Raw genomic sequence first — 18,335 nt, forward strand, 5'->3', positions numbered from 1 at the left:
TAATAAAATATATCGTACTGAAAAACACCAGAATTAATCCAAAGGTTCTGGTGTTTTATTGTGTTTAAGAAACTTTTGATAATTTAAGTTTAAATTTGTATTCTACAGAAGAGTTTTTTTTCATGGTTAGTATAGTAATTGGAATATTATTTTTAAAATCTTTAGTATCTTTAATAGGGACAGATCTTGATGAGTTAATATTTCCAAAAGGTTCATTTGAGGAACTAATATCAGGTTGATTTGCTAGAAATACAATACACTGAGTTTCTGAATCTTTGAAAGTTATCAACACATAGGTGTGTTTTATATCCCTGCTTGTGGAAAAAGTGTTTATAGAATCTATTAATAGTGTTTTTTTAATTAAATTCCCGTCTATACATTGCTCTACCCATATGTGAATATTATATGTGTAGTCTTTTCTTAAACCATTGAGCTTAAATAAATATGATGAGTTTATATTTTGACTTCTAAGGAGGAGTCTATCAAGTTCATCTAATGGAATACTCTCAATGGTGATGTTCTTTGTAATGTATCTTTTTAGGTCATACTTCTCAATAATAAGGACTACTTGAGAAGTTATTAATAGTATTAATACTATTAATAAAAGAACATTATACTTTTTCATGAGACCACCTCACTTTAGAATATGCTGAAGATTGGGTAAATTCTATAGTATTACATGGAAAACTTAACTGAATGAAAAGTTTAAAAAAGCCCCGCAGGTGCTTTTTAAAACAATAATCTCCCCTATGATGACAAGAAATTACTAGAGGGAAAGAATCGATTTTGAAGAATTATATAATAATAGAGGATATAAAGAACTTGAAGAGTTTATATAGGAGAGCTGAATATGAAAAACAGTGGAGAAAGAATTTTTTTAAATAGAATAATTGTAATCTTAATAACTATGATATTGATAACGTCAGGGATAATGATGTATGTTAATAGGTTATTAGACTATAAGGTGGATAGTATGAAGCCTAATTATCACTTCTATTTCATAGGGCAGAATAAGGTAGATCCTTTCTGGCAGGAGGTTATGATAGGGGTGAAAGAGGGAGCATCAGAATATGATGTTATGGTTGAATATAATGCTCCTAGATTCACAAATATTGAGGAACAGCTTAAGTATATAGATATTGCTGTATTATCAAATGTGGATGGAATAATAACACATGCATTTAATAATGAGGACTATAGAGAGGTAATAAATAGAGCACAGGAGAAGGGGATACCTGTTATTCTCGTAGAAAATGATCTTCCTAATAGCAATATAGATGCTTTTGTTGGGGCAAATAGTTTTCAGTTAGGTGAGAAAGCAGCTAATCTCATGATTAAAGGAACTGGTGGGATAGCGGATATTGCAGTAATTGAGGGTGGTGGATATGAGGAAAATTCCTCTGCCAATGATAATAAAGTCAATGGGTTTATAAGTTCACTTAAGGATAATAATTTCATGAATATAATTGAAACAAAGTCATCAAAGCTTGGAATACTAAGTGCTGAGGAGATAACGGAGAATATATTAAAGAATAATGAGAATGTTGATGCTATATACACAACAAATTCCATAGATACTATGGGTGCTGCTCAGGCTATAATTGACAACAATAAGGTTGGAAAGGTGAAGCTTGTTGGATATGGTGATACTGAGGAGATAAAAAGACTTATTGAACAAGGTGTTGTTTATGGAACTATAATAGGGAACCCTAAGCAGATTGGTTTAAAGAGTATAGAGACTCTTGTTCAGGTAAAACAGGGAAAGAGTGTATCAACGTTTATTGATACAGGTTTTAGGATTATTAAATAGAGACAGTGGGTGATTTTGTGAAGGAGTTATTCAGGTTAAGTAGTTTTAGATCTAAAATGATATTGGCAATTCTTGTGATAACAGCGGTGTTTGGTGCTACAAACATTTACTCATATATTAATGGAAAAGAAGGTCTTGAAAAATTCTCACATATAATAGATGAATATGTATATCTTAATGAACTTGGAGAGGACATAATAACATTAGAAACAGAAGTTGAGAAGTATCTTTCTTCAAAGTCTTCCGCGGCTTTATTGAATTACTATAATATACATAGTAAACTCAGCGAAAAGGCTAAGGCCATAAGTCGAGATAATAGTTTTAGTGAGTATGATACTATGATGAAAGATATTAGTTATATGATAGATGAAATGTTGAAAGAAGCAGATGAGGCTATAAATGCAAAGCGTGGAAGGAGCAGTAGTGAATATAATAATCATTTTATAAGAACATATAAGATAAGTGAATATATAAAATTCTATGTAAATAATCTTCTTAATAATAAGCTAAAGACAGGTTCTATTGAATATGAGGTTATAAGCAGTAATCAAGAAAGGATCAATGTTTTTAATATTTTGTTTATTGTTATGGTTATAGTATTTAGTATAATAACGGCAGTGGTATTTACATACAAGATAACGCAACCTATAATTGATCTCTCTAATGCGGCTGAGCAGATTTCAAAGGGAAATTACGATATTGAACATATAAATGTAGAGACTCATGATGAGCTTAAAACATTGGCAACAGGTTTTACTAAGATGGCAGATAGTATAAAGCTTCATATTGAGGGTATAAAGACTCAAGCTGAGACAGAAAAGAGACTAAAGGAGCAGGAGATGCAGAACTTAAAAATGAAGAATCTTCTTAAGGATGCGGAACTAAAGTCACTCCAGTCTCAGATAAATCCGCACTTTCTTTTCAATACTTTAAATGCAGCATCTCAGCTTTCAGCCATGGAGGGGGCTGATAGGTCATCTGAGTTCATTTTGAAAGCAGCAGAGTTATTTAGATATAGTCTTAGAAAGTTAGAAGAACCTGTGACAATAATGGAGGAGGTTAATAATGTTAGTGCTTATATGTACATTCTTAAAACAAGATTCGGAGATAGGATAAGTTTCTCAGTAGATGTGGATGAGAGTGTTAAGGAACAGAAAATTCCTTGTACAATAATCCAACCTATAGTTGAAAATGCATATATACATGGACTTGAGGAAATAGAGGAGCATGGAGAGATACTTTTAAAGGTTAAAGATTATAATGATACCATAGAGGTGACAGTTAAGGATAATGGTGCAGGGATGGAAAAAGACAAGGTTATGGAGATACTTAATCCCAGCGGTGATAAGGGCAGCAGTGGTCATGTTACTGGAATTGGTACCCAAAATGTTATTGATAGGTTAAAACTTTTCTATGGAATAAGTGATACGGAAGACATAATTCATATAGAGAGCCAAAAAGGTGTGGGAACATCGGTTACATTAAAGATTCCAAAGGGCAATTTTACTAATATAAAAGGTTATGGGGTGTAGATATGATAAAGCTTCTTATTGTAGATGATGAATACTTAGCATTGGATTTTATAAAGTTTGTTGTGGAGAAGAACTTTGATGATATTGAGATAGTTGGCACAGCAAGGTCAGGAAGAGAGGGTATTGAGAAGGCGATAGAGCTTAAACCAGATGTGATTTTTATGGATATAAGAATGCCGGGAATAAATGGTATTGAGGCAATAGCTAAGATACAGGAGAGAGTTGATGATATTTATTTTATTATTACAACAGCATATGAATATTTCGATTATGCAAAAGAGGCGGTTAAGTTGGGTGTGTATGAATATCTGCTTAAACCAATTAACAAGGATAAGATGATTGATGTGCTAAAAGCTATTAAGAGAGAAATAAAGGATAAACGAGAAGCACTTCAAAGAGAGATGATACTTAAAGAAAAGGTAAATAAGGTGCTTCCTATAATTGAAGGTCAGTTTATTTACTCTAAGATGATAAATTCAAAAACAAAAGGAATTGCATTTTATCAGGATATGTTCTCCATGAATCTCAATTATGGATATACAATAATGGGGATTGTTAAACATAAGAAGGAAGATTCAAAGGAAGAGGAGATAAATGATAGCTTGATGGATCAAGAGTTCTTTGAAATATTTACTCATGAGATCAAGAAACTCACACCATGTCTTGTAGGATTACCTTTGGTTGACAGGGTAGTTGCATACATTCCAGTTAAAGAAATTGAGGATACGTATGAAATCAGAAATAGGTCAATAGATATAGCTCGTAAATTATACAAGAGAATAGATGATAAAATAAGAATAGAGTATAGAATAGGAATTGGAAGACCGTATACTATAGAGAACTTTTCAAACGGGTGTAATGAAGCTTATATGGCTGCGAATCTCCCAAATCTTCATAAGGTAACTCATTTTGAAGATGTTGCAATAACAACGGAAAAAGTAGATGATTACCCTAAGGTTAAGGAGAGTATATTAATAAATAAGACACTTATGGGTGATAAGGAAGGGGCTCTGAGAGCCTTCGAGAATCTTTTCTTGTATTTTACATCAAATTTCAGTGATGATCTTGATAAGATAAAATCTTATCTTATAGAGATACTAATACTGATGAAAAGAAATATACCATATGATATATTGCAAAAGGACCTATATGAACATAAATATCTTAGGAAACTTTTAAAGATTACAAATCTTGATGTGTTGAAGATGACATTTTCAGATCATCTTAAGAGTATTATTACAGGAATTAATGAGGAGAGAGAGCAAGAACTTCATGGAATAATTGCCAATGTTCTTGATTATATGGAGCGTAACTATAACAAGAACATTAGCTTAAATGATCTTGCTGAGGAGTTCAATATGAGTTATCACTATTTCAGTAAATTCTTTAAGGAATCCACAGGAAAGAAATTTGTTGATTATTTAACTGAGATAAGAATTGAGAAGTCAAAGGAATTACTGAAACAGGGAAATTTAAGTGTGAAAGAAGTATGCTATGAGATAGGTTATAGAGATCCAAACTATTTTAGTAAAGCATTTAGGAAGGCTACAGGAGTAACACCCACAGAGTTTAGGAAAAATTGAGTATATAATTTATGGGAGCGATTTTAATTAATGGGGGGATGTTGGGGTGAAGCAATTAAAGGTATTATTTATTTTAATATTAGTTGGAATTTTAACTGTTCTTATAACAATTACAGCATCTAAGATAAGTAGTATTTCTAAGATTGAAGATGGGAAGAAAGAACAAGAAAAAAATGTGAGTCGTAAGGTTAAAGTTGGATTTTCAATGGGGACTCTTAAAGAGGAGCGATGGCTAAAGGATAGAGATATCTTAATGGCTAAGATTCAGGAGTATGGTGGAGAGATAATAATTAAGAATGCCAATAATGATGATGATGACCAGATAAAACAGGTACAGTATCTTCTAAAACAAGGGATAGATGTACTTATTCTTGTTGCTAATGATCATACTAAAGCATCTACAGCTGTTAAGATGGCCAAGGATGCAGGGGTGAAGGTCATAGCATATGACAGATTAGTCCTTGATTCTAATGCAGATGTGTATCTTTCATTCGATAATGTAGCAGTGGGAGAGAAGATGGCTAAGGCAATAGTAAATAAAATTGCTAGATCTAAAATTATTATAATTCATGGAGATCCAAGTGATAACAACACTAGACTCATTAGAAAAGGTTATTACAATGTGCTTCAGGAGTATATTGATGATGGGTATATTGAGGTTATTGGTGAGTATTGGGCAGAGGACTGGATGCAGGAGTATGCATTTAATACAACTAATGAGCTTCTAGCAGAAAAAGTGAAATTTGATGGTGTAATTGCAGGAAATGATAGTCTTGCAGGTGGAGTTATAAGAGCACTTGCAGAACATAGATTAGCAGGTAAGGTATATGTTACAGGGCAGGATGCAGACCTTGATGGATGTCAGAGAATTGTTGAAGGTACTCAACTTATGACAGTATATAAATCCATGGAGGATATGGCAACAGCAGGTGCGGAAATAGCTATGAAACTTGCTAGAGGCGAAGAACTAGGAATAGAAGAAACCATCAGTGATGGAACATATGATATACCTTATTACGTTATAGATGTATATGCAGTAGATAAATATAATATTGATGAAACTATTATAAAGGATGGATTCCATTTGAGGAATCAGGTTTATAGGGAGAATTAACAAGCTCAGCCTTGTGGCTGGGCTTGTTTATTCTACAAAATTCAAAGCATCTTCAAAAACCGGTTTAACAACCTCATTACCATTCTTATCTATATAACCGTATTTTTCGTTAAGAATAACTACTGATAATCCATTGGAGAATGGGTAAGTTTCATCATATTTGGGTTTTACTATTACCTTACCATCTTTATTTAAATATCCTGATTTATCACCAGTATAAATTTCAATCATACCTTCAATACAATCACCGAGATAATAATATTTTGGTTTTATAACCCAATTACCAGAAGTATCAATCATACCTACTTTACAATCTAATTCAACTGCAGCAAGTCCTTCGGAAAAATGAGAAGTTAGACTAAATTTAGGCTTAATGACCCATGAACCATCTTTATCTATGAATCCAACTTTGGCATTTAGTGTAGCTGATGCAAGCCCTTCATGAAAGCTACCGCTGTCCTCAAAAATTGGCTCTATTGCCCATTCGCCAGTTTTATCTATATAGCCTATTTCCCCTTTTGAATTAGCCTTAGGGGCTAATCCTTCTGAGAAACCAAGAATGAGTTCGTAGTTGTTATCATCAGAAAAAATGAATGCAATATTTCCGTTAGTATCTATATAACCTTCTTTTTCTTCATCATTTTCATAATAGGAAACATAAGCTAATCCATCTGAAAATTCATGAATCGAAAAAAAACGAGGTTCTACAATCCAATTTCCTTCTTTATCAATTATTCCATATGAAGACCTAAGTCCAATGAACGCTCTATCATTATTAAAGAACATACCTGTTGAACCACTTGCATAATCACCTATAAATATAGGCTTAATAACCCAATCCCCTAGCTTATTAATAAAACCCCATTTGCCATTTTCAGCTTGTGCTTTTGCTAAGCTATCTGAAAATTGACAAACGTCTTTAAAACTCATAGTAGGATCTTTAACCCAATTCCCTTCTTTGTCGATAACACCCCATTTACCTTCATGCTTAACCATAGCCAGTGGTTCATCTTTAACATCCTCAATAGTGATTGTTTCTTCTTTGACTGAATTTAAAAGAGTACTTTTTTTATTTGATGGTTTGGTAGAATCACAACTACACAAATCAAACATCAAAAAAACTTGAATAAAGAATAAGAACATTAATTTTTTTTTTACATTTTTCATATTTAACACCCCCGAAAATCAATAAGTATTATATAGAATAAAAGGTTTCTTGTGATTGTAAAGAAAGTTTTGGAAATATAAATTTATGTGGATGCTTATTATGTTAAGCTATTTAATCTTATCTTACAAAATCTAAAGCAGTTTCAAATACAGGTTTAATAACTTCTTTTTACTATTTTATCTCTACAAAATTTCCAATACAATCATATTTAGCATCTATAACCAATTCGCCTTTTTTATTGATTACACCACACTTATTTTTAAGACAAACAGAAGCCAAGCCATTTGTAAAGTTGCTGTCATATTCAAATTTTGCTGGAGTAATTTCAGTACCTGTGGTATCAATAAAACCCCATTTTCCTCCTGAATTATAGCATGCAATCCCTTCATGAAAATCTAAGAGAGTATCATATATATAGGGTATAATTAAATTGCCATCTTTGTCTATAACTCCATCCTTATTAGTTTTGAAGGAAGTAACAATGGAATATCCGTCATTGAATTCAATGCTAGTGTTGTATTTAAGGTCTATTACTTTTTCTCCATTCTTATTAATAAAGCCGTTTCCGTTTTTAGTTTCTACATAGGCTAACCCTTCTTTGAATGGGAATGATGTTTGGTATATTGGAGGAATAATCCATTATCCGTAAATGTTTATAAAGCCCATTTTCCCATTATCGTTTTCTTTTGCTATGAGATCTTCGCTGAAATCAGATACCATTTCAAAACTATTTTGATCTTCAATTATTAATAATATTTCGCCATTTGGGTTTATGAATTCATAGAAAATATTATTTTTTCTGTGTAAGAAAGTAGCAACACCTTCATTAAATGGAGAAGCCCAATCAAATTGAGGTTCAATAACATAGTCGCCTGATTTGTCAATATATCCATAATCTTTGCCAGTTTCTTTTAATAAGGCACGTCCATCATTAAAATTAGTAGAATCAGATGGTTCATAGTCACTTTCGTTGAATTCAAATTTAGGTTTTATTACCCACTCACCATAAGGATTGATGTATCCCCATTCTTGACATTTATTACAGGCTAAAGCTAGTCCCTCGTGGAAATCTCTAAGCGCTGTGATATCAGATGTTGGGTCAAAAACCCATTCTCCTGAGCTTGTCATAACTCCCCACTTTCCATTAAATCTTGCAGGAGCAACAAGGGTACCTTCCTTTAGAGAGAGAGTATCAAGAGTACGTGATTTACTCTGTGTTGAGGAACAACTTATAAATGAAGTAAATAATAAAAGAATTAATGTAAAAGTAATAAGTTTAAATAGTTTTTTCATATAATCATCCTTTCTAAAATGTTGCATGGTAAGTTAAGCTTTAACATTCTATTGTATAGTAAATTGTTGTATATACGCAAAAGTTGGTTCAATCACCCATAATCAATCAATAAATTTAAAAGCAAGTTCAAATATAGGTTTTATTACATAATTACCTTCTTTATCTATATAACCATATTTTTCATCAGATTTCACTATGGCTAGGTTATTTGAAAAAGCGGAAGTTAAATCAAATTTAGCCTTAATTGCTAATTCACCATTTTTATTTAAATAGCCATATTTATTATTTATTTTAACTGATATCATCCCTTCAGAATACCCGTCTATCATCTCAATGTAATCGTGTTTTGGTTTAATAATCCATTGACCATTTTTATTAATAATTCCATATTTATTGTTTACTTCTACAGCAGCCAAACCTTCTTTAAAATAAGATACACTATCATACTTAGGTTTTATAGCCCAATCACCAGTATTATCAATGAAGCCCCACGTACCCTCATATTCTACGCCTGCTAATTCTTCAGAAAATTTACTTCCTCTATCAAACTTTGCTTCTATAACCCACTGTCCTTGTTTATTAATAAAACCTACTTTCCAATTATCATTTTCTCTTAATAGTAACCCTTCTGAAAAATAAGAGATAACATCATATGCATTTTTATCTTCCAATTTTAGTACCTCTTCTCCTTCTTTATTTATATAAAAATATCCTTGCTCACTGAGATATACATTAGCTAAGCCTTCTGAAAAAGAATATGCGTCAAAGAACTTAGGTTCAATAATCCATTCACCCTTTGTGTCAATAAGACCATAATTACCATTGATACATATAAAAGCTACTCCTTCATTAAAACCTAATACACCAAGTTCTCCGTGAGTAGGATTAAATTTAGGTTCTATCACCCAATCTCCCATCTTATCTATGAATCCCCACTTACCATTTGAAGATTGTGCTAGGGCTAAACCTTCAGAGGGAGGAAGCACTTTCTTATAATCTAAATTTGGTTCAACAACCCAAGTGCCTTTTTGATCAATAACGCCCCATTTACCGTCATATTTAACGAGTGCTAAAGGAATATCTTTAGCATCTTCAATTGAGGTGGTTTCTTCTTTGACAGAATTTAATAGTAAACTTTTTTTGTTAGATGGTTCAGAAGAAGTACAACTACACAAATCAAATATCAAAAAAACTTGAATAAAGAATAAGAACATTAATTTTTTAATTTTCACATTTTTCATATTTAACACCCCCCGAAAATCAATAAGCATTATATAGAATAAAAGGTTTATTGTGATTGTAAAGAAAGTTTTGGAAATATAAATTTATGTGGATATTTATTATATGTATACATTAATCTTATTTTACAAAATTCAAAGCATCTTCAAATACAGGTTTAACAACCTCATTACCATTCTTATCTATATAACCGTATTTTTCGTTAAGAATAACTACTGATAATCCATTGGAGAATGGGTAAGTTTCATCATATTTGGGTTTTACTATTACCTTACCATCTTTATTTAAATATCCTGATTTATCACCAGTCCATACTTCAATCATACCTTCGATACAATCACCGAGAAAGTGATATTTAGGTTGGATAACCCAATTGCCAGAAGTATTAATCATACCTTCTTTACCATCCAATTCAACAGCAGCTAGTCCTTCAGAAAAATGAGATGATAGGCTAAAGTTAGGTTTAATGACCCAGGAACCTTTTTTATCTATGAATCCAACTTTATCATTTAGTGTAGCTGATGCAAGCCCTTCATGAAAGCTACCGCTGTCTTCGTATATTGCTTCTATTACCCATTCACCTTTTTTATTTATATAGCCTATTTTCCCTTTGGAATTTGCCTTAGTTGCTAATCCTTCTGAAAACCCAAGAATGAGTTCGTAGTTGTTATCATCAGAAAAAATGAATGCAATATTTCCGTTAGTATCTACATAACCTTTTTTTCTTTGATCATTTTCATAATATGAAACATAAGCTAGTCCATCTGAAAATTGATCAATAGAAAAAAAACTTGGTTCTACAATCCAATTTCCTTCTTTATCAATTATCCCATAAGTAAAATCAGTTCCAGCAAATGCTCTATTATTATTAAAGTAGCCTAAATTTGTATTTGAAATACTTGAGTTATCATTAGAAAATCTAGGAGTAATAACCCAATCTCCCAATTTATTAATAAAACCCCATTTATCATTTTCAGCTTGTGCTTTTGCTAAGCCATCTGAAAATTGACAAACGTTTTTAAAACTCATAGTAGGATCTTTAATCCAATTCCCTTCTTTGTCGATAACACCCCATTTACCTTCATGCTTAACCATAGCCAGTGGTTCATCTTTAACATCCTCAATAGTGATTGTTTCTTCTTTGACTGAATTTAATAGTGAACTTTTTTTATTTGATGGTTTGGAAGAATTGCAACTACATAAACCAAAAATCAAAAGAAGTTGGATAAAAAATAAAAATAATACTCTTTTTAATTTTACATTTTTCATATTTAACACCCCCAGGAATCAATGATTACATTATACCATAAAAAGTATTGTATGGAATATAATTGAAAAGTTTTGCGGTTTGTTATGTAATTTTTAAGCACATTGTGTTTTGGTGTGTTTAAAAGACTTTTGATAATTTAAGTTTGCATTCGTACTACTCAGAAGAGGTTTATTTGAATGTGCCTTATAGGTGCATTAGTCTTTATAGCTGTAGTATCTTTAATAGGGACAGATAAGGAGAACTAACTTGTGCTAATGTAACAAACCTGTAACTTTTTCTTCATACTTATGTAACTTAAAGAAAGATTACAAGATGTATAATTAGGACATACATTAAATTAATGAAATATTGTTTAGGAGAGATTTGTATGAGGAAAATTTTAAATATAATGGCGGTATTATTAGCAATAACATTAATTACATCTTGTTCACCAAATGGGAATAAGAAGATAGATGTAGATAATAACAAAAAAGCAGAGGACAAGACTTCAGATGATAAGAAAGAGGATGTTAAGTATTCTGGTAAGGATATTATAATTGGACTTAAACATAAAGTGGACACAGATATTCTTTATACTACTATAGTTCTAAAGGATGAAGAGATGCTGCCATATGAAGTAGAGAAGGATGTTATTCTTTTCCCATACAGGGATGAAATGTACAAGTTTCAGGTAGCTGAATTCAATGATGAATCTGTTAATGAAGAGATGAAGGATGAATATGATGAAGTGCTAGGGGAATACCCACTATACGCATATAATCATAAGTTTAACTTTAAAGATATTCAATTCTTAAAGAAGGAAGAAGAAGCAATGTCTAAAAGAACAATAGAGGAGCTTACGCCTGAGGAAGGTGATATCTCCAATATCAAATTTGGACGAGATGAGATAATGGCAATAGGTGATGGATTTATATCATTAAAAGAATATACCATGTCAACAGGTGGTGGAAGCATGGTACACGCAAATAGTGTGAACAAGATATATAGTATAGACGGGCTGAATGATAATAAGGCACTTGAATTACATGAGGTATTTAATGGAGATTTAGATAAAGCCTTAATAGAAGTAATGGAAAACAATGAGGTTAAGGAAGAGGCAAAGGAAGATGGAAATATAAAAGATGAGTTCTACTTTGATAAGGAGAATATAACAATTGTAGGACATGAGGGTGAGCTAGTTTTAGGATTACCTTATGTCCAGGAGTTCACTCATACGGGGAATGGGACACACTTTAAAGATATGTTGGATTATTCAAAAATACCAGTGGAACTTAAAGACGGGTTTAAAAGAGCTAAGCTTCCTGTTGAATATAAAGAGTTAGAAGAAAATATTGAAGAATTAAGAGAAGCTTATTATCTTAAAGAAACAGATGCAATTGTTGTGCTAACTAAGGATTCATTAAGATTGTATATGAAAGGAAACAGAGAGTGGAATAAGCCAGATAAATCAATACCTATTAATGGTGAGAGTTATATAGTTTATGTTGGAGAGGCTTAAAAATATAATGAAGAATGGATAATGTATAATGGAGAATGATTGACATTTCACTCTGTGAAATTGTAATTTTATTCTTAAAAACATTTCAATTAACAACAAGAAAGTTAGTGACATTTTAATATGTCGCTAACTTTTTTCTTTTAGTTCTGAAAATTTTAGTTATTAAAAAAAGAGAACATAGTTGAACTTTAAATACAATATTTTATCTAAGATAAAATAAGTGAAACTGCATTAACCTAAAGAACAATAAGATGTAGTTTCTGCCATAAAGCAGAAACATCCATCATTATACATTATCAATTATCCATTATACATTTGTTTTTCAGTAAGTCTGTATTTTTTTACAACAAAAAAATGCAGACTTTTTTAATAGAATGTTAAGTATGTTAAAAAAGTTAAGAAAATATAGAAATCTTATAGAATTCTGTTATTAAAATATTTACAAATGGTAAGTATAATGAAATCAAGAGGTACACAAGGGATAAATTTTTAAGAATTAAGTAGTTCATTAAAAATATTTAAGGGGGAATAAACCATGAAAAGATTAGTATCAATATTAATTGCTGTATTAATGGTTGCAACAGTTTTTGTAGGTTGTGGTAAGGATAAGGCTGCATCATCAGATAAGATTAAAGTAGGATTATCGCTTCCGACTCAAAGGGAAGAAAGATGGGTAAGAGATAAGGCTAAAATGGAAGCAGTTGCTGAGGAAATGGGTATCGAATTAATTGTTAAGGTTGCAGATGCTAACATGCAAGAGCAAACTACACAAGTAGAAGCTTTATTAAATCAAGGTATCGACGTTTTAATATTAGCTCCACATGATGCTTCAGCTGCAGCGTCATTAGTTGAAATGGCTAAGAAAGATGATGTACCAGTAATATCTTATGACAGATTAATTACAGGAACTGATAAATTAGATTACTATATTTCTTTTGATAACGTAAAAGTTGGAGAAATTCAAGGAAAATTCATTAGTGAAATGGTTCCAGAAGGAAACTACATCATTATGTCAGGAGCTCCAACAGATAATAATGCTAAGTTATTTAAAGAGGGTGCTATGAAGCACATCCAACCTCTAATAGATTCAGGGAAAATCAACGTTATAGCTGAACAAGCTGTTGAAAACTGGGTACCAGAGAACGCTCTTAAAATTGTTGAAGCTGCTTTAGCTGCTAATGACAATAAGGTTGATGGTATATTAGCTCCAAATGATGGTACTGCAGGTGCTGCAATCCAAGCTTTGGCAGCTCAGGGGTTAGCTGGTCAGGTGCCAATAACTGGACAAGATGCTGAAAAATCAGGAGCTAAGAGAATTATGGAAGGAACTCAATCTATGACAGTATTTAAAGATACTAGAGATCTTGGTCAAGCTGCAATAGAAACTGCAATGAAAATCGCTAAAGGTGAAAAAGTTGAAACTAATAGCGCGGTAGATAATGGTGTAATAGAAGTTCCAACAGTATCACTTGATGCTAAAGTTGTAACAAAAGATAACATAAAAGCAATATTAATAGACAGTGGATATATGAGTGAAGATGATCTTAAATAATTAAAAATATTGACTGCCGAGGAATAGCTTATGGTGTTATTCCTCGCTTTTAAGGAAGGTGGTCTTGTGTGATGAAAGATAAATATATATTAGAGATGCAGAACATTGTTAAAGAATTTCCAGGAGTAAAAGCCCTTGATAATGTTAACTTCAAGGTAAAAGCTGGGGAAATACATGCTCTTGTAGGAGAAAATGGAGCGGGTAAATCTACACTTATGAAGGTGCTTAGTGGAGTTCATCCAAAGGGAAGTTATGAAGGAAAGATTATTATTGAAGGAAAAGAACAGAGCTACAGCGATATAAAAGAAAGTGAAGAAGCTGGAGTAGGAATTATTTATCAAGAATTAGCATTAGTTAAAGAGATGAATATATGCGAAAATATTTTTTTAGGTAATGAGTTTCAGAAGATGGGAATCATTAATTGGAACAAGGCAATGTCAAAAACTCAGGAATTGTTGAAAAGAGTTGGTTTGGATGATAAGCCTAATGCTAAAATTATGAATCTTGGAATAGGTAAGCAGCAGTTAGTTGAGATTGCGAAAGCATTATCAAAGAATATTAAAATTCTTATTTTAGATGAACCAACAGCTGCATTAAACGAAGATGATAGTGAAAATTTATTGGAGATTATAAGAGAGCTAAAGAAACAGGGAATAAGTTGTATTTATATTTCACATAAATTAAAGGAAGTAAAGGCAATAGCCGATACTATAACGATTTTAAGAGATGGAAAAACAATAGAAACATTTGAAAATGAAGAAAATACATCAATGGATAGAGTTATCACAGGTATGGTTGGAAGAGAGATGGGGCAGTTGTTCCCAAGGGAAGAACATACTCCTGGAGATGTGGTTCTTGATGTTAAGGATTGGAATGTATATAACCCAGAATTACCAGATAAAAAAGCAATTGATAATATAAGTTTTAAGGCAAGAAAGGGAGAAATCTTAGGAATTGCAGGACTTATGGGTGCAGGTAGAACAGAACTTATGATGAGTCTTATTGGTGCATATGGTATTAATAAGAGTGGAGAAATATGTATAGAAGGGCAAAAGTTAAGTATAAAAGGTCCTAAAGCAGCAATTGAAAATGGTTTATGTTATTTATCTGAGGATAGAAAGAAGACCGGTTTGGTTTTAGATATGGATATTAAACAGAATACAACTTTAGCTAGTTTAGATAAAATTTCTTCAATTTTCGGTATTAATGAAAATGAAGAAATAAGAGTTTCAAATGATTACGTTAAGGCACTTAAAACAAAAACACCATCCATAGAACAGAAGGTTAAGAATTTAAGTGGTGGTAACCAACAAAAGGTGGTTATTGCAAAATGGCTTATGGCTGAGCCTAAGGTTCTTGTTCTAGATGAGCCTACAAGAGGGATAGATGTTGGGGCTAAGTATGAAATATACAACATCATGAATCAACTTGTTGCTAAAGGTGTTAGCATAATTATGATATCTTCTGAATTACCTGAGATTTTAGGTATGAGTGATAGAATCCTTGTAATGCATGAAGGAAAGTTTACTGCAGAGCTTGATTATAAAGAGGCTGATCAGGAGAAGGTAATGTACTATGCAACTGGCGGTAATCTCAATAATTAGGCATAAGGAATAAGGCATAAAGATAAGGAGGATTATTAACATGGCTCAACAAGATAAATTAAATAATAAGAGTGTGTTAGATATTATAAAATTTCAATTAAAAAATAATATAAGACAATATACAATGTTTATAGCATTAATAGGAATAATGGTGATTTTTTCATTACTAAACGGTAATTTCTTCACACCTAGAAATCTATCCACTCTTATGTTACAGACTGCACATATCGCAATTCTTGCATGTGGTGTTGTACTGGTAATTGTAGCTGGTCATATAGACCTATCCATAGGAGCAGTTGTAGGTTTAACAGGTGCAACATGTGCTATTCTTATGAGAAACTTTGGTGGAGGACCAGGCGGTATTGCTCTAGCAGTTATTATTACTTTAGCAATCGGTGCTATTATAGGTCTTTGGCAAGGATATTGGGTTGCTTATAGAAATGTACCTGCTTTTATTGTTACCTTAGCGGGTATGATGTTCTTCAATGGATTACTTCTTAAAATAACAAATGGTGAAACAGTAACTGTTCCAAATGCATTTAAGGTTATTGGACAAGATTATATTCCAACAATATTTGGAGGATCAAATTCAGTAAAGGATATGATTCCTCATAATACAACTATTATAATGTTAATCGCAATAATTGCTATATATGTAATTATGGAGTTAAGGAAGAGAAAAGAAAGAGAAACATATGAGTTTGAAGTTCTTCCATCAACATTATTTGTTCTTAAGCTTTTAGTGGTAATATCAATGATTTCTTTCGTATTTATAATCTTATCACTTTATCGTGGAGTTCCTTATTCAACATTATTATTAATGGTTGTTGGTGGTCTCTACACATTTATTACCACTAAAACTACTTTTGGTAGACATGTATATGCTATTGGCGGAAATAAAGAAGCTGCAAAGTTATCTGGTATTGACATTAAGAAGAGAACACTATGGATATTTATATCATCAGGTATATTAGGTGCAATTGGTGGTATGTTATTTACAGCAAGACTTGCTTCTGCAACAGCAGCGGCGGGACAAGGTATGGAACTTGAAGTTATAGCAGCAGCTATCATTGGTGGAACAAGTACCCTTGGAGGAGAAGGAACTATAATGGGAGCTATCGTAGGTGCTCTAGTTATGGCAACTCTAAATAATGGTATGCTTCTGATGGATGTTGGTACACCAGAGAGACTTATTGTTAAAGGTTTCGTACTGTTATTAGCAGTATGGATTGATATATCAACAAGAAAGAAAAATGCGTAATATTATTTACAATATATATAAATCCCCTTCTTGAAAAAGAGCCACTAGTGGGCTCTTTTTTGTTACAGTTCCTATAAGAAATTAAATATGATATACTGTAAAAAGTTACTAATTAGTTTTGAAGGGGGTAAGGGCATGAAAGAGATAGTAATAAAGTTTAAGGACAATAAATTTATACAAGATTGGGTTATACCTTTTGTAGCAGCGGGAGTAGTTTGTTTGATTTTGACAAAGTTTGTATTTATCAATGTAAAAGTACCAACGCCATCAATGGTTCCAACTATAGAAATAGGGGACAGGATGTTTACAACACATATATATAATTTTGATAAATTAAAACGGGGAGATATAATAGCTTTCAAAAATGAAGATGTGAATGATAAGCCTTTACTTAAGAGACTAATAGGATTACCTAATGAAGAAATTACAATAGAAAAGGATGGAACTATATATGTAGATGGAGTAAAACTTGAAGAACGTTATGTAAAAAATCAAGTTAGTCTAAATTATATTGACCCACGTATGAATACTGGGACATTCAAAGTTCCAGAAAATGCATACTTCTTTTTAGGAGACAACAGATCAAACTCAGCTGACGCTAGATACTGGAAGGATCCATATGTATATGAAAATGAACTAATAAGTAAAGTTAGATTTAGATTTTGGCCATTGAATAAGTTCGGAAAGTTAGATTAAGTAGTTTTAATCATAGGAGGATATAGAATGAAAAATAAATTACTAAAGTTAAAGGACAATAAATTCATTCAAGATTGGATTATTCCTTTTGTTATTGTGGGAACAATATGTCTAATATTGAAAAGCTTTGTATTCTACAACATAAATGTACCGACTCCATCAATGGTTCCAACTGTAGAAATAGGGAACAAGATGTTTACTACATATATATATAATTTTGATAATTTAAAGCGTGGAGACATAATAGTTTTCAATAATGATGATGCATCTTATGAAAAAGAGAATTCTGATAAAGAATATCTGAAAAGGTTGATAGGATTACCTAATGAAGAGATCAGAATTGAAAAAGATGGAACTGTATATGTGGATGGTATAAAGCTTGAAGAATATTATGTTAAATATCAAGTTGATTCAAATGATATTGATCCTTTGAGGAAAATCGGTACATTCAAAGTTCCAGAAGATGCATACTTCTTTTTAGGAGACAACAGAGCAAACTCAGGTGATGCGAGATACTGGAGGGATCCATATGTATATAAAAATGAACTTATCAGTAAAGTTAGATTTAGATTTTGGCCATTGAGTAAGTTTGGAAAGGTAGAATAAATAATCTTAACAATATTCTATCTTTGTAAAATTTTATCCAACTTAGAAGTTTAGATGAGTAGGCTGTGGTATAATAAGTATTATTTGAATATTATGTGATTTAGGTAT

16 protein-coding genes are annotated in these 18,335 nt (G+C 31.9%); 10 read left to right on the forward strand and 6 right to left on the reverse strand.

Annotation, left to right across the window (positions count from 1 at the left end; translation table 11 throughout):
* Positions 1-64: 64 nt before the first annotated feature.
* Positions 65-625, reverse strand: a complete 561-nt coding sequence (locus KDK92_RS08720; protein ID WP_250858847.1) for a hypothetical protein — start codon at positions 623-625, stop codon at positions 65-67.
* Positions 626-850: 225 nt separating this feature from the next.
* On the opposite strand from KDK92_RS08720, the gene KDK92_RS08725 reads away from it, so the two are divergent.
* Genes KDK92_RS08725 through KDK92_RS08740 form a run of 4 tightly spaced genes read left to right on the forward strand, consistent with a single transcriptional unit; the run spans position 851 to position 6,039 of the window.
* Positions 851-1,810 carry a substrate-binding domain-containing protein gene (locus tag KDK92_RS08725; RefSeq protein ID WP_250858848.1) on the forward strand — a complete coding sequence of 320 codons (960 nt, stop codon included), beginning with the start codon at positions 851-853 and terminating at the stop codon, positions 1,808-1,810.
* A gap of 56 nt (positions 1,811-1,866) precedes the next feature.
* Entirely contained in the window at positions 1,867-3,342 is a 1,476-nt protein-coding gene (locus KDK92_RS08730) for a sensor histidine kinase (protein WP_250858849.1), read from the forward strand.
* Between the two features lie 2 nt (positions 3,343-3,344).
* Positions 3,345-4,925: a response regulator gene (locus tag KDK92_RS08735; protein ID WP_250858850.1), complete on the forward strand. Its 1,581-nt coding sequence runs from the start codon at positions 3,345-3,347 to the stop codon at positions 4,923-4,925.
* Between the two features lie 46 nt (positions 4,926-4,971).
* Positions 4,972-6,039 (forward strand): sugar ABC transporter substrate-binding protein, encoded by a 1,068-nt coding sequence (locus tag KDK92_RS08740; RefSeq protein WP_250858851.1) that lies wholly within the window; start codon positions 4,972-4,974, stop codon positions 6,037-6,039.
* A 27-nt stretch (positions 6,040-6,066) separates the two neighbouring features.
* Here KDK92_RS08740 and KDK92_RS08745 read toward each other — a convergent pair whose 3' ends face one another.
* The 5 genes from KDK92_RS08745 to KDK92_RS08760 all read right to left on the reverse strand — a co-directional run bounded on the left by KDK92_RS08745 (position 6,067) and on the right by KDK92_RS08760 (position 11,009).
* Positions 6,067-7,206 (reverse strand): WG repeat-containing protein, encoded by a 1,140-nt coding sequence (locus KDK92_RS08745; RefSeq protein ID WP_250858852.1) that lies wholly within the window; start codon positions 7,204-7,206, stop codon positions 6,067-6,069.
* Positions 7,207-7,378: 172 nt separating this feature from the next.
* The gene (locus KDK92_RS24915) at positions 7,379-7,843 is read right to left on the reverse strand and encodes a WG repeat-containing protein (RefSeq protein WP_420852338.1); all 465 of its coding nucleotides are present in this window, start codon (positions 7,841-7,843) and stop codon (positions 7,379-7,381) included.
* 3 nt (positions 7,844-7,846) lie between these two features.
* Positions 7,847-8,500, reverse strand: coding sequence for a WG repeat-containing protein (locus tag KDK92_RS08750; RefSeq protein WP_250858853.1), 654 nt, complete (start codon positions 8,498-8,500; stop codon positions 7,847-7,849).
* A 102-nt stretch (positions 8,501-8,602) separates the two neighbouring features.
* Complete coding sequence (locus tag KDK92_RS08755) at positions 8,603-9,742, reverse strand: WG repeat-containing protein (RefSeq protein ID WP_250858854.1); 1,140 nt, start codon at positions 9,740-9,742, stop codon at positions 8,603-8,605.
* A 118-nt stretch (positions 9,743-9,860) separates the two neighbouring features.
* Complete coding sequence (locus KDK92_RS08760; protein WP_250858855.1) at positions 9,861-11,009, reverse strand: WG repeat-containing protein; 1,149 nt, start codon at positions 11,007-11,009, stop codon at positions 9,861-9,863.
* Positions 11,010-11,377: 368 nt separating this feature from the next.
* Here KDK92_RS08760 and KDK92_RS08765 point away from each other — a divergent pair, with 368 nt between their 5' ends.
* From KDK92_RS08765 to lepB (KDK92_RS08790), 6 genes are all read left to right on the forward strand, one after another.
* Positions 11,378-12,508, forward strand: a complete 1,131-nt coding sequence (locus KDK92_RS08765; protein ID WP_250858856.1) for a hypothetical protein — start codon at positions 11,378-11,380, stop codon at positions 12,506-12,508.
* A gap of 535 nt (positions 12,509-13,043) precedes the next feature.
* Positions 13,044-14,060 carry a sugar ABC transporter substrate-binding protein gene (locus tag KDK92_RS08770; protein WP_250858857.1) on the forward strand — a complete coding sequence of 339 codons (1,017 nt, stop codon included), beginning with the start codon at positions 13,044-13,046 and terminating at the stop codon, positions 14,058-14,060.
* A gap of 71 nt (positions 14,061-14,131) precedes the next feature.
* Positions 14,132-15,664 carry a xylose ABC transporter ATP-binding protein gene (locus KDK92_RS08775; RefSeq protein WP_250858858.1) on the forward strand — a complete coding sequence of 511 codons (1,533 nt, stop codon included), beginning with the start codon at positions 14,132-14,134 and terminating at the stop codon, positions 15,662-15,664.
* Positions 15,665-15,704: 40 nt separating this feature from the next.
* Positions 15,705-16,925 carry a sugar ABC transporter permease gene (locus KDK92_RS08780; protein ID WP_250858859.1) on the forward strand — a complete coding sequence of 407 codons (1,221 nt, stop codon included), beginning with the start codon at positions 15,705-15,707 and terminating at the stop codon, positions 16,923-16,925.
* 135 nt (positions 16,926-17,060) lie between these two features.
* The gene (gene lepB / locus KDK92_RS08785) at positions 17,061-17,621 is read left to right on the forward strand and encodes a signal peptidase I (protein WP_250858860.1); all 561 of its coding nucleotides are present in this window, start codon (positions 17,061-17,063) and stop codon (positions 17,619-17,621) included.
* A 27-nt stretch (positions 17,622-17,648) separates the two neighbouring features.
* Positions 17,649-18,227 (forward strand): signal peptidase I, encoded by a 579-nt coding sequence (gene lepB / locus KDK92_RS08790; RefSeq protein ID WP_250858861.1) that lies wholly within the window; start codon positions 17,649-17,651, stop codon positions 18,225-18,227.
* Positions 18,228-18,335 lie beyond the last annotated feature (108 nt).

The organism is Oceanirhabdus seepicola, from assembly GCF_023684385.1.
Taxonomy (GTDB): domain Bacteria; phylum Bacillota; class Clostridia; order Clostridiales; family Clostridiaceae; genus Oceanirhabdus; species Oceanirhabdus seepicola.

Coding starts and splice junctions, on each gene's coding strand:
- KDK92_RS08720 (WP_250858847.1), bottom strand. CDS start 625: ATGAAAAAGTATAATGTTCTTTTATTAATAGTATTAATACTATTAATA.
- KDK92_RS08725 (WP_250858848.1), top strand. CDS start 851: ATGAAAAACAGTGGAGAAAGAATTTTTTTAAATAGAATAATTGTAATC.
- KDK92_RS08730 (WP_250858849.1), top strand. CDS start 1,867: ATGATATTGGCAATTCTTGTGATAACAGCGGTGTTTGGTGCTACAAAC.
- KDK92_RS08735 (WP_250858850.1), top strand. CDS start 3,345: ATGATAAAGCTTCTTATTGTAGATGATGAATACTTAGCATTGGATTTT.
- KDK92_RS08745 (WP_250858852.1), bottom strand. CDS start 7,206: ATGAAAAATGTAAAAAAAAAATTAATGTTCTTATTCTTTATTCAAGTT.
- KDK92_RS08750 (WP_250858853.1), bottom strand. CDS start 8,500: ATGAAAAAACTATTTAAACTTATTACTTTTACATTAATTCTTTTATTA.
- KDK92_RS08755 (WP_250858854.1), bottom strand. CDS start 9,742: ATGAAAAATGTGAAAATTAAAAAATTAATGTTCTTATTCTTTATTCAA.
- KDK92_RS08760 (WP_250858855.1), bottom strand. CDS start 11,009: ATGAAAAATGTAAAATTAAAAAGAGTATTATTTTTATTTTTTATCCAA.
- KDK92_RS08765 (WP_250858856.1), top strand. CDS start 11,378: ATGAGGAAAATTTTAAATATAATGGCGGTATTATTAGCAATAACATTA.
- KDK92_RS08770 (WP_250858857.1), top strand. CDS start 13,044: ATGAAAAGATTAGTATCAATATTAATTGCTGTATTAATGGTTGCAACA.
- KDK92_RS08775 (WP_250858858.1), top strand. CDS start 14,132: ATGAAAGATAAATATATATTAGAGATGCAGAACATTGTTAAAGAATTT.
- KDK92_RS08780 (WP_250858859.1), top strand. CDS start 15,705: ATGGCTCAACAAGATAAATTAAATAATAAGAGTGTGTTAGATATTATA.
- lepB (WP_250858860.1), top strand. CDS start 17,061: ATGAAAGAGATAGTAATAAAGTTTAAGGACAATAAATTTATACAAGAT.
- lepB (WP_250858861.1), top strand. CDS start 17,649: ATGAAAAATAAATTACTAAAGTTAAAGGACAATAAATTCATTCAAGAT.